The organism is Pontibacillus marinus BH030004 = DSM 16465 (genome assembly GCF_000425225.1).
GTDB classification, from domain to species: Bacteria; Bacillota; Bacilli; order Bacillales; family BH030062; genus Pontibacillus; species Pontibacillus marinus.
Window position 1 is genome coordinate 106,868 of sequence record NZ_AULJ01000001.1, and the last position, 16,348, is coordinate 123,215.

The 16,348-nt window shown below is 36.8% G+C and carries 14 protein-coding genes; 11 read left to right on the top strand and 3 right to left on the bottom strand.

Annotated elements, in window-relative coordinates; genetic code table 11:
• The first annotated feature begins 11 nt into the window (after positions 1-11).
• The 8 genes from H514_RS23795 (at position 12) to H514_RS0100645 (ending at position 7,707) form a co-directional block, all read left to right on the top strand.
• Positions 12-944, top strand: a complete 933-nt coding sequence (locus H514_RS23795; RefSeq protein ID WP_051254946.1) for an ATP-binding protein — start codon at positions 12-14, stop codon at positions 942-944.
• Between the two features lie 34 nt (positions 945-978).
• Positions 979-2,076: an alpha/beta hydrolase family protein gene (locus H514_RS22105; protein ID WP_051254947.1), complete on the top strand. Its 1,098-nt coding sequence runs from the start codon at positions 979-981 to the stop codon at positions 2,074-2,076.
• Positions 2,063-3,640, top strand: coding sequence for a HAMP domain-containing protein (locus H514_RS0100615; protein ID WP_051254948.1), 1,578 nt, complete (start codon positions 2,063-2,065; stop codon positions 3,638-3,640). The genes H514_RS22105 and H514_RS0100615 overlap by 14 nt, the downstream gene beginning before the upstream one ends.
• Before the next feature lie 56 nt (positions 3,641-3,696).
• A complete protein-coding gene (locus H514_RS0100620) occupies positions 3,697-4,026 on the top strand; it encodes an STAS domain-containing protein (RefSeq protein WP_027445205.1) in 330 nt (109 codons plus the stop codon).
• 1 nt (position 4,027) lies between these two features.
• On the top strand, positions 4,028-4,855 hold the full coding sequence (locus H514_RS0100625; protein WP_027445206.1) for a PP2C family protein-serine/threonine phosphatase: 828 nt from the start codon (positions 4,028-4,030) through the stop codon (positions 4,853-4,855).
• A gap of 20 nt (positions 4,856-4,875) precedes the next feature.
• Complete coding sequence (locus H514_RS0100630; protein WP_027445207.1) at positions 4,876-6,960, top strand: flagellar assembly protein A; 2,085 nt, start codon at positions 4,876-4,878, stop codon at positions 6,958-6,960.
• 19 nt (positions 6,961-6,979) lie between these two features.
• Positions 6,980-7,294, top strand: coding sequence for an STAS domain-containing protein (locus H514_RS0100635; protein ID WP_324604023.1), 315 nt, complete (start codon positions 6,980-6,982; stop codon positions 7,292-7,294).
• Between the two features lie 107 nt (positions 7,295-7,401).
• Complete coding sequence (locus H514_RS0100645) at positions 7,402-7,707, top strand: hypothetical protein (RefSeq protein ID WP_027445209.1); 306 nt, start codon at positions 7,402-7,404, stop codon at positions 7,705-7,707.
• 147 nt (positions 7,708-7,854) lie between these two features.
• Here the strand turns inward: H514_RS0100645 and H514_RS0100650 are convergent, their stop codons facing one another.
• Positions 7,855-9,582 (bottom strand): sensor domain-containing protein, encoded by a 1,728-nt coding sequence (locus H514_RS0100650; protein WP_027445210.1) that lies wholly within the window; start codon positions 9,580-9,582, stop codon positions 7,855-7,857.
• 471 nt (positions 9,583-10,053) lie between these two features.
• Here H514_RS0100650 and H514_RS22110 point away from each other — a divergent pair, with 471 nt between their 5' ends.
• On the top strand, positions 10,054-10,533 hold the full coding sequence (locus H514_RS22110) for a GyrI-like domain-containing protein (RefSeq protein ID WP_027445211.1): 480 nt from the start codon (positions 10,054-10,056) through the stop codon (positions 10,531-10,533).
• A gap of 58 nt (positions 10,534-10,591) precedes the next feature.
• On the opposite strand, the gene H514_RS0100660 is transcribed toward H514_RS22110, so the two are convergent.
• On the bottom strand, positions 10,592-11,950 hold the full coding sequence (locus H514_RS0100660; protein WP_036841470.1) for a GntP family permease: 1,359 nt from the start codon (positions 11,948-11,950) through the stop codon (positions 10,592-10,594).
• Positions 11,951-11,965: 15 nt separating this feature from the next.
• A complete protein-coding gene (locus H514_RS0100665; protein ID WP_027445213.1) occupies positions 11,966-13,099 on the bottom strand; it encodes a glycerate kinase in 1,134 nt (377 codons plus the stop codon).
• 291 nt (positions 13,100-13,390) lie between these two features.
• Here H514_RS0100665 and H514_RS0100670 point away from each other — a divergent pair, with 291 nt between their 5' ends.
• Together H514_RS0100670 and gabT are read left to right on the top strand one after the other, a co-directional pair.
• Entirely contained in the window at positions 13,391-14,797 is a 1,407-nt protein-coding gene (locus H514_RS0100670) for a sigma-54 interaction domain-containing protein (RefSeq protein ID WP_231566542.1), read from the top strand.
• A 188-nt stretch (positions 14,798-14,985) separates the two neighbouring features.
• On the top strand, positions 14,986-16,335 hold the full coding sequence (gene gabT / locus H514_RS0100675) for a 4-aminobutyrate--2-oxoglutarate transaminase (protein ID WP_027445215.1): 1,350 nt from the start codon (positions 14,986-14,988) through the stop codon (positions 16,333-16,335).
• Positions 16,336-16,348: the final 13 nt, after the last annotated feature.

Genomic DNA, 16,348 nt, shown 5'->3' on the forward strand with positions numbered 1-16,348 from the left:
AGGGGTAGGCGTTGCCAAGTTTATTTAGGAAGGTTTTTCATCGAAATGAATCAAAAAAAACTGAATTAAACTTTCCTACTCTTCCAAATAAATGTAATCTTCTAACCTTAAAAAGAAAAGTCATTATAGGCACTCTTGCTAGAGATCTAGCTTTTTGTTTATTTGAAAATCAAAAATCAGCGGATTCACTATTTTATTATTGCTTAACAAATGAAGAAATCGATGATGAGAAGAGGTTCATCCACTTAGCAACCAATCTAGTAGAGTGGGTTGAATTAGGCGAAGACATAGAAGATCGAATCCATAAGGCTGTATTATCAACGGATGTTAAAGATAGTTTATTAACTGTTTTTAATAAGCACAAAGCTGATTTGTATATCTTGTGTCAAAAGCAGGATCAAAAAACGAAATCACAAGATATATCAGAAGATGCCAATCAACATGACCAAAGCAAATGGAAAATTTATCGAGATGTTATTTATGCTGCTACACAAAAACAATTTAAATTAATAGAAGAACATGAAATAGAACAATATAAAACTGGTGACATTCTATTAAAAGAGAATGTCGACAAGAGAGAAGATATTCCGAAGTGTCGTGATTTAGCAAAAGAAGTGTTGCAAGAAATAGGAATCTCCTCAAGTTCTCTTATGAGCTGGCTTTTAGTAATATCAGAAGCTGTTACAAATATATTGAAGCATGCAGATCACGGTAAAGTTTCGATTTTCTATCAAACTGATTACACCCATGTCATCGTGGAAGATGTGGGGCCAGGTTTTGATTTGGAAAACTTACCGAATATGACATTGATGTCAGGGTACTCGACAAAAGAATCGTTAGGACAAGGGTTTACATTAATGATGAAGATCGTTAAGCAAATGATGTTGCATACTTCTTCTAAGGGTTCAACGTTGATATTAGCTTTTGAGAACGATGGAAGCTAAATAGGAAGTTTTTAATGAAGGGGAGGGATTTGAAATGAATCTATTACCAAAAGAGGAAGTCAAAACCATACGTAAAACTTTAAAAACGACCTATTTGTTTGATGGCTTTTGGGATCGATGGGTGGCGCATGGGTTACATGAAGACTTCCCGAAACAAGACCGTAAGCCATTGACTTCTTTAGAAAACTGGATTGAATCATTAGAAAATGAAGCTATAAAACGAAAAGAGCAAGCTGAAACGAAGAAACAAACCAATCGCTTCAGAGAGGCTGAACAACTTTTACGACAAGCTTCACTCTATTATAACTTAATTTATTGGGTTTTTCCTCAGAACAATGAGTATAAACAAGATTGGTACAAAAGGTGCAAAGCTCTTATGAAAGCTGCAGACGATTTGTCTTCTATTGAAACGAAATCGGTGGAGCTCATAATTGATGGCCATATTTGTTATGGTAGGACTCGCTATCCGAAAAACCCTAAAGGATGCATCATTATTATCAATCCGATTGATTCTTCAAAAGAAGAACTCTATAAATATGAGATGTATTTTAATGAACAAAACTATATCACAGTAAGCTTTGATGGACCTGGACAAGGTGAAACATACCTGAACGGTTTAATAGGTACACGACAGCGGTGGGAAGCATTTGTTAATGCTGTCATTGACTATTCAGGGGAAAGCTTTCCAGATCAGAAAATCTATTTATTTGGTACAAGCTTGGGAGCATCATGGGCACTTTATGGTAGTGCACATCCATTGGTTGAGAAAGTTTCTGCTGTTAGTCCTGGGGTTGAATTAGAGAATATGAATTTACCAAAGTATTTTATGGAGCGAATGGATTTTTGCCACATAATTAGTCCTGAAACTTCTTCTATTCCGTATTTTGATCAAATAAATTATCGAGCTCCAGTGCTTTTATTTCATGGAGGAAAAGATCCGATGGTTCCCTATAAACAAATGGAGCTTTTATTCAAAAAAATTCCTTATGGTAAACAGTACGTGGAATACCCAGAAGAGTCACACTGTTGTAACCATAAAATTCAGGACCTATTAAAACTAACTGTTGATTGGTTTGAAGACAAACATCCACCCCTAGTAAATGAAAGAGGAGATATTTATGTTGAAGCCTAAAACACTTCGCCAGTCATTTTTAACCAAAATGCTATCGATCCTTTTGATTATCACGCTGCTATCAGGCGTGCTTCAACTCTATTATATAAATGTATATGCAAAAAAAGAAATTAAAAATCAGGCGTTGATGATAGCAGAAAATATAGATAAAAATATTGAACAAACTAAAATATCTGCTGATGCAATTGAACACCAAATTGATCTGAAACTTATTTCCATGTCTAAAAACATTACAGATAAACTAAAGGGTAAAACTATTGATGAAATTTATAACGAAGATCTTGGGAAATTAAAAGATGAGTTTAATTTAGCCGGTATAACTCTTTTTAATAAAACAAAGGATGATATTGTTGGTGTAAAGTCCACGAACCCTAATGAAATAGGGTTTAGTATAAAGAAATATGGTTATTATGAAGCTGGTAAGAAGATATTCAATGGTGTTAAACCTGATATTGAAGGGGCAACGTATCTCTCTAAAAATGCCATTGTCCTACCTATTGCACCATCAGGTTCTCAAAATGAAGTTCCCACATTCTTTAAATATGCCTATTATCATGCCCCAGGAACTTCCTATGTCATTAACATTTATATAGAGGCCAATGAAGTTTATCAATATACGAAAGAAACGGGAACGGAAAAGCGAATCGATGATATTAAAGACAATACTCCAAATATAAAAGAGATTGCTGTTTTAAATCCTAAAGTATTTAAAGATCCTAGTTTAGAAAAACAATTGTATCCTCCATTGAAGAAGGTAGAATATGGAGAGTTTAACTATAAGACGGATGATGACATTGAATTTTTAAAGAAAACAGCAGGTAATCTTCAACGAAAAATGATAACGCAATCAATCAACAATGAGAAAGTATTTAAAGTATTCTTACCCATTAATGAAGATTATGTCGTCTACACATCATTTGATTATCAAAAGTTAAGTGCCCCTTTATATCGACACTCTTATATCCTAATTGCAACAGGAATCATTTCTCTATTTGTATTATTCTTGGTAACTGCTAGATTTTTTAATCGAATCTATGAAAATATACAACGGATAAAGTCACAAATTAGGTTATTGGAATCTGGTAATTTAACTGCTGAAAGTAAAGTGACTGATAACAGTGAGCTACAGAAGCTTTCAGAAAGTGCAAATAGAATGGCGAACACTCTTGGGGCTGTTCTGAAGGAAACCAGAGAGCAGGCACAAAAAGTGCAACAAATGTCTATTATGTTGGAAGCAGAAGCATCAAAATCCGTTGAGAAAATGTTTAAGATGTCTACAAAGGAAACGGCTCGTTCACGCGAGCAATTAAACGATACACTAGACTTTTTGGATAAGTTAAAAGATTACCTAAATACTCTACCAGAAGAAGAAAAGAATGAGGAAATACTAGAGGATATTGAGAACATTAAGCAAGTGGCTAAAGGTCAGACGGCATCATCTACAGATTTTACACTCACATTAGCGGACTTACTTAAATCGCTCCATTATGAGTCAAGTGAACTATCAGATATATCAAACCTTGTATTACAACATATGGCTAATTTTAAATTAGAACAAAAATAGAGTAGTCCTTAGTAGATAAGAAACAAAAATCGCGGCTTTAAATAGGAGGTGGCGAGATGGGTGAAGATTTAATGGTAAGAAAATCAAAAGAAAGTAGAGATGAGTGTACATTAAAAATAAGTGGTTATCTAGATTATTCCTCAATGGAACCTTTTATACAGGGAGTACGTTCGATCGAAGAAGGAACGAAGAAAGTAACAATAAATTTTTCTGAATTAGAATTTATCGACTCCACTGGAATTGGTGCAATTATTAATCTTGCCCATAAAGCAAATGATAAGCAATTTGAGGTAGAGTTGGTTGGTATGAATCCAGAGGTTCGAGAGGTTTTTGATACCATTGGGGTTTTTGAAATTATGGCTTCCTTGCAAAAGGAGGGTATGTAGAATGTTTCGGAGAGAAATGTTATTTGAAACTAAAACTGATTACGCCAACAAAACATTAGAACGAGAAATTAAACTAGCTCGTAATATACAAATGGAACTCTTAAATGGATCACAACCAACGTTAGAGAAAGGGCAGGTAACTGGTTACTCTTTACCGGCACGTCTAATCGGTGGAGACTACTATGATTTTCATGTTCTACCAAATGGTAAACTTCGGATTATCATTGGAGATGTGATGGGTAAAGGGATTCCTGCGGCTATGCTTATGATATTAACACGAGGGGCGTTTCGCAGTGCTGCTGAAAGCACCCAAGGACCATCTGAAACGTTAACGGCTATGAATAAAGCATTGTATTCAGACCTTCGAACATTGAATTCATTTGTTACCGTTTTATGTGCAGATTGGAACCCGGAAACAAATGTTTTATCTTATGCGAGTGCAGGACATAACCTTCCTTTGGTTGTTAAATCAAACCAAGATATAGAAGAAGTGCCGAAAGTGAAAGGTGTAATGCTTGGGGGATTACCCCAAAATACGTATAAAGAAAATTTCGTTCAGTTATTAGATGAGCAACTTGTATTCTTTTATACAGATGGGATCACAGAGGCACAAAATTCAGATGGGGATATGTTTCAAACAGAACGTTTACGGAAGGTTCTTCAACAAAACTATGCAGAAGCAGTAGAAGATATAGAGAATTCAGTTATAGAATCTCTTGATAATTTTACAGAAAATGTACAACAAAAAGATGATATTACGATGGTGTTATTAAAGGTTCATCAAGGTCAAACAAAAGTTTCAAGTTATAATTCCCCGGTTTTAAATTAACTATAAAGGGGGGCATGAAGATGCAAAGTATCGTCTCCAAGGGGAAAACGATTGAAGATGCTGTAAATGTAGGCTTAAATTTATTAGAAGCTTCAAAAAAAGAAGTGAATATTGAAATTTTACAAAAAGAAAACAAAGGTTTTATGGGAGTTGGTAGAAAACAGGCTGTAGTAAAATTGTCTATTAATCGTCTGGAAGAAAACCAAACTCAACCAGAGAAATCAAGTTTTAAAGCTGAAATGGATTCATTTGAAGAATACATTGAAAATCTTTCCCCATATTTAATAGAAAATCAAAAATTGAATATGAATGACTCGTACCCTAGCACAGATATGTCCCCGTCTAATTTAGAAGGGAAAGTATGGGTGAAGGATAATCAACTTTTCGTGAAAAATTCTCCATCACACTTTTCAACTATAACTTCTTGTAAAGGCGTTAAGCTTATTAAAAATGGTGAAGTTGTAAAGGAACATACCACGATAATATCTGAGAAAGATCAATTTGAAATAGAGATAGAAAATCAACAACAAATCAAAGAAACAACATGGAATGTATCGATTGATTCAAGTGGATTAAGCGCTCGTCTTCATATTGAACCTGGTTGTATCATTAAGAGAAATGTACAAAATATGGAACCGTCAGAACATATTGAATTATGTGTTGAGGAAACGGTAGAAGTAAGAAATGAAATAGATTATGAAGAGATCATGAAAAAAATAAATGCCCTTCATGTAACTTATGGAATAAATCAAAGTGAAATCATAAAAGCAATGAATACTCAAGAGCCTGGAGTCTTCGAGATTGCTAACGGGAAAAAAGCAGAATCAGGTAAAGACGGATGGATCGAATTAAAAATTGATGTAAATCCTAGAAATGGACTCGTAGAAGATGAATCTGGAAACGTAGATTTTAGAGAGAGTCGTTCAATTCCAAAACTCGAAAAAGGACAAATTGTTGCAATTGTTCATCCTCCTCTCCCAGGCACACCAGGAGTTACTGTGACAAATGAACCTATACCAGCTAAACCAACATATCCAATTAAACTTAAATTGGGAAATGGGATGATTGAAGTGGATGATAAACTAGTGGCTACAGAATCAGGCCGTCCTTTTGTTGAACGTAGAGGACAACTTGTCTCTGCTTCCATTATGCCAAAATATGTTCATGATGACCATGTGAATTTATCTTCAGGAAACATTCGCTTCCATGGCGATGTTGATATCTTAGGTGAAGTTGAAGAGAACATGCTAGTAGAAGCTAAAGGTGATATTTATGTGTATGGTTCAGTTAATCAAGCTGAATTAAATACGACGAAGTCTATCGTTGTAAAAGGGAATATTGCTAGCTCTGACATAGCTGCAGGTAAGAACAACATGTTAATTGCTGAACTAGGACATATATTAGGGGTGTTACACGGTCAACTTGAAAAAATGATTGCGGTTATCAAACAGCTATCTCAGACATCAGCCTTTAAATCTAGTGATGTTTCTGTAAGTGGTCTACAACCCCTTATTCGTATTTTGCTAGAGAGGAGGTTTAAAGGATTCCTTTCTCTTGTAAATCAATATCAAACTGTGGTAAATAAAGGTGAAAAATATCTGGATAGTGAGGATTGGTCCTTTATTTCTGTATCTTTAACGCAAATATTCCAAACGTTATCAAATCAACTTATCACCATTGAACGCTTAGAAAACCTATCGAAGAAAATGTTTGATTTACATGAATTAAGCCAAGAGCCTATCGAACCTGAATCTTATATTACCATATCTGATGCAACCAACAGTAATTTATATAGCAGTGGAAATATCAATATCATTGGAAATGGCTGTATCAACTCGAAAGTTCATTCTGGAGGAAAACTAAATGTTTTTGGTGTCGTTCGTGGCGGAGAAGTATATGGTAGATTAGGCGTTCGTATAGATGAGGTTGGGTCAGGCAGCGGTACAAAAACAATCGTATCTGTTCCAAGTGATCAGAAAATATATATTCATAAAGCCATGGAAGGGACCATTCTGAAGATCGGAAATGTGACCCGTACGTTAAATGCAGATCGAAAGCAAATTACAGGATACTTGAATGATCAAAATCAAATCATATTAGAGTGACTAGATTAGGAGGAGAAGTGTGGTGCTGAAGTTTTCCATAAATGAAATGGACAGTAGAGGGGTAGTAAATCTAGTTGGGGACTTGGATATTGAAGCAACTGAAATGATTAATGATGATTTAATCCCTTGTTTACTAGAATTTCAAATAATTCAACTAAACTTTGAGCATGTTCCTTTTGTCGATTCCTCAGGGATGGGGCTTTTGCTTAACATTGTTAAACGCTTAAAAGAACAAAATATCGAAGTTACAATCTCTGATGTTAAGGAGGAAGTGTACGAAGTTTTTGATCTATTACAAATTCCTGAGATTGTAGGGGAGGAGACATTTGTATAATCTCAAATGAAGGGAATAGCGACTATATATTTGATCTTCTCTCTAAAAAACATGGTAATTCCAACTTTGGAGCTAGCGTGGATGTATAGAAAAGAGGAGGGGAGCATATGAAAAGGTTACTAGACGAAACAGAAGTACTAAAAATAGGAACGAAATGTCGTTTAGTCCATCCAAAGAATAGAAAGAACGCTGGAGCTATTATGGTGTTTAAAGGTAAAACAAAAGATGGTTTTTACTTATTTTACTATAACAACGAAGCCATAGTGTGTTATAGCGATACAGAGTTCATCATATTACCTACTTTAGAAGAGTTACAAGAAGTCATTAATTTAACATTAGATTTAGGGTGTAAAGATCTTTTTGTGGAATACACAGATCAGTTAAACAACCAGAATTATAACGATGTCAGGTAAAGTCAGGTCTGCAATTTACTAGAATATAGGTACCAAAAAAGAAGCTAACCTTATAGTAAATGGTTAGCTTCTTTTTCGTTTTAAAAGAAACATTTTTATAGAACACATTCATTCCTTATTTATCTTAAATCCGGTGTACCTGTTCCCTTATCTCCCTCTTAGCCTGAAGAAGTGTTTAATTCGCTGCCATAGAGAGTATTGTTTTCTCTCCGCATAGACTCTAAAACGATCCCTCCCTCTTTGTTTAGCCTCATATAAAGCATCATCAGCCTGCTTTAAAAGGTTCTCCTCACTAATCTCGTCTCCATAATAAAAAGAGATTCCAATACTTGTACCTACGAGGATCGTTAAGTGACCGATTTGGAAAGGGGTGTTCATGGATGATAAGATGCTTTTGGCAGTTGAAGTAGCATCTTCTTTTTTTCTAATGTCTGGTTGGAGGATTAGAAACTCATCTCCACCTATCCGCGAGACAATGGAACGTTCACTAACATTATGTTTAATACGATTGGCAAATTCTTTAAGAACTTCATCTCCAACTTCATGACCGTAATTATCATTGATATCTTTAAAATGATCACAATCTAGTGCAAAAACAGCTAATGGCTTTTTACTTCTTTTTACTTTTTCCATTTCAGTATCTAAAGCATTATCAAACATTCTACGATTAGGAAGGTTTGTTAAGTGATCGTGTAAGGCTTGATGTTTAAATGCTTCTTCACGTTGTTTCAGTTTCCCAATATCTCTTGATATCATAATAATCCGATCTACATTTCCTGAAATATCAAGAACAGGGGTGCCCTTTGCTTCGATCCATATGGTTTCTCGATCTTTTGTGATTCTTCGAAATTCCACACTTTGAGATTGTTTCGTTTGAATGATGCTGTCCATAAAATGTTGGATGTTATTCATATCATCCCCATGTGAAAACGTAAGAATCGATTTATCTAAATAAAAATCAGGAGGCAACCCTAAAATATCTTGATGAGAAGGTGAAGCATATAGTGTCGTGCCATTTTTATCAATGACAGTTACTAAATCAGACACATGATCTGCGATTTGACGGTATCGTAGTTCACTATCTCTTAATTGCTCAGTCATTCTTTTTAATTCAGAAATATCTTTATACATGGCTACACCACCTAGGAATTTGCCATTTTCCATGATGGGTGTATAGGAAGAAATAACATCGATTGTATTTCCTTCTTTAGTTAAACGTTTCGATAAATGGTTTTCAATGACTTCTCCATTGGTAAGTTTTTCTACTATGTTATTGAAATCATCTTTATATTCATCTGGAATAATACTTAGAGATGGGTCATTTAGCAACTCCTCTTCTTCCCATCCTAATAACCTTGTGAAACCAGGATTTACAGTTACATAACCTCCTTTTGAATCAAACGTAAATACAGCATCAGCGGCATGGTTAAAGATTATGTCTAATTTGGCTTTCTCTAATCTCAGTTTTTGTTCATGCTCTTTACGTTCCGTAACGTCGTGCGTAATCGAAATAAGATACTCACATTGATCCTGGTCATTAAAGACTGGAGTGACCCGCGATTCAAAATATCTTTTTTTAAATTGACTAGGATCTTCATCGTGAATAAAGATCTCTGCTTCATAGGATACTTCTTTCTTTGATTGAACAGCATTTTGATAGTTTTCTGTAATAATGTCTGCTGAAGTTGTAGGCATGACTTCATGGATCGTTTTGCCAATTAGGTCTTTTGGCAAGTTACTCTGTTTTATAGCTGCGTTATTTACATTCTTATATCGAAAAGTGCCATCTTTTTGTACTTCTATTAAGAAAACCATATCTTGAATGCTGTTGAAAATAAGGTTTAAATGTTGATAGTGCTTTAATGTTGAAAACATAAGACTTTTACGCCTCCTTAATGTTACCAACTACTATGAATAGGATTTTGCTAAGATAACCTACTAATGATAAAGAGAGTTTTATAGTAGGTGCTCACAAGTAAAGGTCATTTTGATTTCATCTATGTGTAAGAGAATTATAAAGTTCCTCAATATAATTATAAGGGATAAATTCTTATACTGTTTCATATATACTCCAAAAGTCTTTTTGGTGATACGAAATGTCAAAAAAATGATGCTAAAAGTACTGTGAATATTGTACTGAAAACATGTATATTTAAGTCAACTTAAATATTATACCAAGTGCACGTATCAATCTAAAGACCTAAAAGTGTCACCCTAAAAAGTGCCTGACCCCCACTGAGTTAATGCTTTACTGTGGTGGGGGCAGGCACCAGATAAGAGAAAAGAAGGAAAAAATAACCTATTACAGAAATGAAACAAGAGGGAAAAGGAAAGGAGATTGATTAGATGGAGAAAACAAATCCTATAAATATAAAGGGTGTAAAAGAAGTAGAGGAAAAGAAATTAGTTGGATTTCGTGTGGTTTGCGAGGATATGGAAGGGTATGGGAAGGAGATCCCTAAAGCATCTATGTCATTAGATCGACGCAAAAATGAAATAAAACATATAGTAGATCCGGTTAACCTTATCGGAGCATTTAAAGCATCAGAGACTTCAAAAGAAGATGACGGTTATTGGGTTTGCTATGAGGTGCATGAATTTGAGGATATTCCTGAAGGGATGGTTAGTCTAGTTGTTCCTGAACAGAAGTATGCAATACTAAACTTTAAAGGGCATGCTTCAGAGATCTTTCAGGTCTATTCACATCTGCACAAATGGATTGAAGAGAATGAATATAAAAGAGTACCAGATAAGTGGTCATTAGAAATTTATACGAAATGGACGGAGAATGAAGATAATGTAGGTCTTTGTGATCCTATCTATTAGAAAAGTGCCTGACCCCCACTGTGTTAACACTTTAACGTGGTGGGGGTCAGGCACTGCTTTATACTAAGATCACCCATAGAATAATAGAGAATACGATTGCTGTTATGCCTTGGACCAATGTGGCCATGGTTTGTGCTTTATAGGCATCTGTTACCTCCATGCCACTGAACTCTGTCACAACCCAGAAGTAACTGTCGTTCACGTGACTTACCGTCATGGCGCCTGCGCCGATTGCCATGACAACAAGGGCTAGTGGAATCGCTCCTTCAATGCCCATGGTTGGGAGCATAGGTGCAATCAATGATGACGTTACAACTAAAGCAGCGGTAGAGGAACCTTGTGCACTCTTAAGAGCTGCAGCGACAACAAATGGAATAAGTAGAATAAGAGCTCCATTTAATAATCCGCCATCTGCAAAGCCTTTGATTAGTGAAGCGACTGGTGTTGCTTTAATCACAGAACCGAACGCGCCACCTGCACCTGTAATTAATAGAATAGGAGCAGCATCGGTAATGCCCTGGCCAACCCATTTTGTCAGCGTTTCTTCATTTAATTGCGGCATAAGTGGGAACGCCGCAAAAATACCAATAATAAGAGCGACAACAGGTGCGCCTAAGAAAATAAAGAACTCAGCTACGCCACCAGTCCAACCAAAGAATTTCACAACAGATCCAAGTCCAATTAATAAGATTGGTAGAACAATAGGTGCAAATGATTTTGTTGTAGAAGGAAGATCGCCAAACTGTTTAATCACTTCATCATAATCAATGTGGTCATCGTGTTCGCCTTCAATTTCAATATTTTTTGCAACACGTGTTGCCCAGAGATATCCAGCAAAAATCGTCGGGATTGCGACAATCGCACCAATTAAAATGATCGTTCCAAGGTAATCGCTCGCACCAATATTACCAGCTGCAGCGATCGGTCCTGGAGTAGGTGGGACTAGCGTGTGCGTGGCATATAGACCAGTCGCCAACGCAACGGCCATGGAAGCTAAGGCAACTTTAGCTCGTTTCGCAAGCGCTTTCTTTAAGCTCGATAAAATTACGTAACCGGAGTCACAAAATACCGGGATACTTACGATTGAGCCGATAATCGACATTGCAAGCTGCGGTCGTTTTTCCCCAACCACACGGAGAACCGTTTCAGCCATGCGGATCGCCGCACCGGACTTTTCTAAAATCGTTCCAATAATCGTTCCGGCTACAATGACGATTCCGATGTAGCCCATGAGTCCGCCAAATCCATCATTCACGGCACTTACTACGTCAGTTAGTGGCATGCCTGAAAAGATTCCGACGCCAAAAGCGGCTACGAGTAAGGTTAGAAATGGGTGTAGCTTCAATTTCGCAGTAGCAAATACAATAAAGGCAACACCTAACACAATAATTAAAAATAAGAGCGGTCCTTCAATCATCTTTTCTCATCCTTTCTAATTGGTTTTGAAAGCTTTCACTAACTTGGCGATATTCACAGCCGTTTCATATAAAAGATTCTCTACATTTTCCATGGCCTCTTCCAAGCTCATTGGTTTATTCATGATCGAATGATAGCTAACAAAAAGGTCATCTAGCTGATCGATGCCTTCACCTAAACTACCTGCGATCAACAGACAAGGCTTACAATGTTCCTTCGCTCGCTTTCCTACATAACTCGGAACCTTTCCATAACGAGTTTGAAAATCACTTTGACCTTCTCCCGTAATAATGAGGTCAGCTTTTTCGATGTTGTTCTCTAGCTGAATTTGATCGGCCACCAGTTTTGCACCGGAATAGAGCTGAGCCCCAATTACGAGGAGACCAAATCCTAAACCACCCGCAGCACCAGCACCTGGTGTCCGTTGATAGGACTGACCTAAATGTTTCTCAACTTTTGATGCAAAATGAGCTAAGCCTTGATCAAGCTGCTCAATTTGTTCGGGTGTAGCCCCTTTTTGAGGACCAAATACGTGGGAGGCCCCTTCTTGACCACAAAGTGGGTTCTCCACATCACTTGCAATTTTGATTTCACATTCCTGAAGAGTAGGAGAGATCCCACTAAAATCAACTTCATGGATATGTGCTAACGAAGCCCCAATCGGTTGAACAGATCCTCCGTTCCGATCGGTAAAACGAGCTCCCAAAGCTTGTAGCATGCCCAAACCACCATCATTCGTGGCACTTCCGCCAAGTCCGATAATGAACTTGCGATATCCTTTTTTCATGGCATGAAGGAGTACTTCACCAATCCCGTATGTGGTTGTCATCAATGGGTTCTGTTGATCTTTTGGAATCATAGGAAGACCAGCGACTTTTGCCATTTCAATGATCGCTGTTTCACCATCACCAGAAATTCCATAGGATGTGGAGATCTTGTCACCTAATGGACCTGTAGCCTCCAGATGGATTTCCTGGCCACTTGTAGAAAAGAGTAGTGTATCCAAAATTCCCTCACCACCATCTGCCATTGGAGCGGTTACACAATGAACATCTTCAAACACGTTTGTAAACGCTTTCTTTATAATCAAAGAAACATCGATGGCAGATAAACTACCTTTATAGGAGTCGGGAGCAATAAGTACATTCATTTTTTTGCCTCCTTTCTTTAAGAATCTTTATAATTATTAAACAATTTAGAAGGGGGATGACACAATGTGTGTGAGCACGAAGTTGTTGGGGAGGACAAGCTCGTTTCTTGTGCATGTGCACAATAGGTTGTTGTCATAAAAAAGAAAACACTTGAATGGTGCCAGGCACTAGACAAATTATATAAATATTCTTAAAATTTATATGTATCTCCTGCAGAGCAAATCGTTTTCCATCTTTAGTTTTTAAACGAATGGTGTAGATATACATAAAAAAGAAGGTGGTGAGTTCATTTGCAAAGTGAAATGGGTAAGTTAGTAGAAGATAACAGAAAGTTGCAACAGAGAAATAAAGAGTTAGAAATGATATTTGATTCTTCCTATGACGAGATCTTTGTTACAGATGGACAAGGCATAACCATTCAAGTGAACTCAGCTTGTGAACGAAATTATGGCATTGATGCTAAAGATCTGATTGGCAAAACCGTTGAAGAACTTGAAACAATGGGTGTTTTTGATCAATCCGTTACGAAAAAAGTAATGGATACAAAACAACAAGTTACCATGTTTCAAAAGACTAGCCAAGAAAGGTTTTTATTAGTTACTGCTAATCCAGTATTATCTGAAGATGGAAGCTTACAGAAAATAATCTGTAACTCGAAGGATCTTACTGAAGTTAAGAAATTGAAAAAGAAACTTGAAGAAATGGAACAATTAGTTGAAAAGTACCATGAAGAAATTGATGAATTAAAGTCCGCACGCTTCTCAGGTTACGTATTTGTTAGTAAACAAATGCAGCATGTAATGGATTTGGTTTCAAAAGTGGCTAAAACCGATGTAACTGTAATGATCACAGGAGAATCTGGTGTTGGAAAAACGGCACTTGCTAAACAACTGCACAATCATAGTACTCGTCAAAATCAGCCATTTCTGACAGTTAATTGCGGGTCATTACCTGAAAACCTAATTGAATCTGAACTCTTTGGATATGTTGAAGGTGCTTTTACCGGGGCTTCAAAAGGTGGTAAGAAAGGTCTTTTTGAAAGCGCAGATGGAGGAACAATCTTTCTTGATGAAATTAGTGAACTTCCTTTACATCTCCAGGTGAAATTACTACGGGTTCTTCAGGAAAAAGAAATTACTCGGATAGGGAGCATCAAGGATGTTCCTGTTGATGTGCGTGTCATCGTTGCGACGAATAAATCATTGGAAGCCATGGTGGAAGAGAGGCAATTCAGAGAAGACTTATATTACCGTCTAAATGTTGTTCCAATAGATATCCCGCCTTTAAGAGAGAGAAAAGATGATATTCTCCCATTAATTAAACATTACATAGAGCTCGTGGAGAACAAGTATGATAAAAACGTTTCCTTATCTACAGATGCTGTTCAACATTTGATGAATTATAAATGGCCGGGTAATATAAGAGAGCTCGAAAATATGATGGAACGGATTATTGTTACAGCTTCAGGTTCTGAAGTGGATGTTAGAGAGCTACCAGGGAACATCACTGCTTCTAAGCAACAAGTAGTTCATTATGATACTATCGATTCACTGAAAAATTTTTTAGAGAAACAGGAAAGAGAATTGTTCCAGGATTTATATAAAGATCATCCATCCTCTTACAAAATAGCTGAGCTCTTAAACATTAGCCAATCTTCTGCCATTCGAAAAATACAAAAACACATAAGTCAAAAATGACTCAAATAACCCAAATGAGACTTTAAAAAAGCCCGTATGCTTACTGAATCTCTTTTGGGTTTTATTTTTACCCCTAAAGAGTTCCTCTCTATATCAGTATCTAGAAACCTTTTTAAGGTAAATGCTCCTCAGTTGGCACACTTTTTGCATAAAAAGGAAGATAAGTAGATCAAAAAGGAGTGTCGTTTATGACCGTGACAACATCTTATATTAACCTCAAAACAGAATTACCTGGACCGAAATCAAAAGAATTATTAGATCGTAAAGAAGAGCATGTTCCACGTGGTCCATTTAATACATCACCTGCTTTTATTGAGGAAGGGGATGGAGCAATTATTACCGATGTAGATGGAAACACATTAATTGATTTTGCTGGTGCAATTGGTTCCTTGAACGCAGGACACTGCCCTCCTAAAGTGGTTGATGCTGTAAAAAAACAAGTGGAAAAGTATATTCATCCTTGTTTTCACGTGGCGATGTATGAGCCGTATGTGAACCTTGCAGAAAAATTAAATCAAATAACTCCGGGTGCCTTTAAGAAGAAAACGTTTTTCCTAAATTCGGGTGCTGAAGCTGTTGAAAATGCCGTTAAGATTGCTCGTAAGTATACAGGCCGAAGAGGGGTCGTTTCTTTTGATCGAGGGTATCATGGCCGTACCATGATGACCATGTCGTTAACAAGTAAGGTTAAGCCATATAAAAATGGATTTGGTCCTTTTGCAACAGATACGTATAAAGTCCGCCATCCGTATTATTATCGAAAGCCAGAAGGAATGACAGATGACCAGTTAGACGATTATCTATTAAAACAAATTGATGACTTCTTCTTAGGGGAAGTACCTCCTGAAGATATTGCGGCATTTATTTTAGAGCCTATACAAGGAGAAGGAGGATTTATCGTTCCGTCAACATACTTCATGCAGGAGATTCAACGCATTTGTAACAAGCATGGCATCCTTCTTATTGCTGATGAAGTTCAAGCTGGCTTCGGGAGGACAGGGAAGATGTTTGCTTCCGAGCATTTTGGTTTAGAACCAGATTTAATTACTATGTCCAAGTCTATTGCTGCTGGATTTCCGATCAGTGCAGTGACAGGTAGAGCTGAAGTAATGGAAGCGCCAAACCCAGGTGAGATTGGGGGCACTTACGGAGGAAGTCCAATCGGATGCGTGGCCGCTCTTGAGGTCATAAACATGATTGAAGAAGAAGGATTAAATGAAAGAGCTGTAGAAATTGGAAATATGGTGAAAGACCACTTCAATAGATTAAGTGAAAAAACGGATGTCATTGGTGATGTCCGTGGATTAGGCGCAATGGTTGCGATGGAAATGGTTCAAGGTGGAGAGTCAAAAGAGCCAAATAAAGAGCTAGCAGGAAAAATCATTGCAGAATGTAATCGACGTGGTGTTGTTATTTTAGGTGCTGGATTATACAGCAATGTTATCCGCATTTTATGCCCACTTGTCATTACGGATGATCAATTGAATGAAGCTTTACAGGTCATTGAAGAAGTCGTTTTAGATACAGTAGAACAATAGATAAGGAGATGAG

What these genes read in the sequence shown, in the direction of transcription:
- H514_RS0100630 (WP_027445207.1), top strand. Translation starts at nt 4,876, where the DNA reads ATGCAAAGTATCGTCTCCAAGGGGAAAACGATTGAAGATGCTGTAAAT.
- gabT (WP_027445215.1), top strand. Translation starts at nt 14,986, where the DNA reads ATGACCGTGACAACATCTTATATTAACCTCAAAACAGAATTACCTGGA.
- H514_RS22110 (WP_027445211.1), top strand. Translation starts at nt 10,054, where the DNA reads ATGGAGAAAACAAATCCTATAAATATAAAGGGTGTAAAAGAAGTAGAG.
- H514_RS22105 (WP_051254947.1), top strand. Translation starts at nt 979, where the DNA reads ATGAATCTATTACCAAAAGAGGAAGTCAAAACCATACGTAAAACTTTA.
- H514_RS0100615 (WP_051254948.1), top strand. Translation starts at nt 2,063, where the DNA reads ATGTTGAAGCCTAAAACACTTCGCCAGTCATTTTTAACCAAAATGCTA.
- H514_RS0100645 (WP_027445209.1), top strand. Translation starts at nt 7,402, where the DNA reads ATGAAAAGGTTACTAGACGAAACAGAAGTACTAAAAATAGGAACGAAA.
- H514_RS0100650 (WP_027445210.1), bottom strand. Translation starts at nt 9,582, where the DNA reads ATGTTTTCAACATTAAAGCACTATCAACATTTAAACCTTATTTTCAAC.
- H514_RS0100625 (WP_027445206.1), top strand. Translation starts at nt 4,028, where the DNA reads ATGTTTCGGAGAGAAATGTTATTTGAAACTAAAACTGATTACGCCAAC.
- H514_RS0100665 (WP_027445213.1), bottom strand. Translation starts at nt 13,099, where the DNA reads ATGAATGTACTTATTGCTCCCGACTCCTATAAAGGTAGTTTATCTGCC.
- H514_RS0100620 (WP_027445205.1), top strand. Translation starts at nt 3,697, where the DNA reads ATGGGTGAAGATTTAATGGTAAGAAAATCAAAAGAAAGTAGAGATGAG.
- H514_RS0100660 (WP_036841470.1), bottom strand. Translation starts at nt 11,950, where the DNA reads ATGATTGAAGGACCGCTCTTATTTTTAATTATTGTGTTAGGTGTTGCC.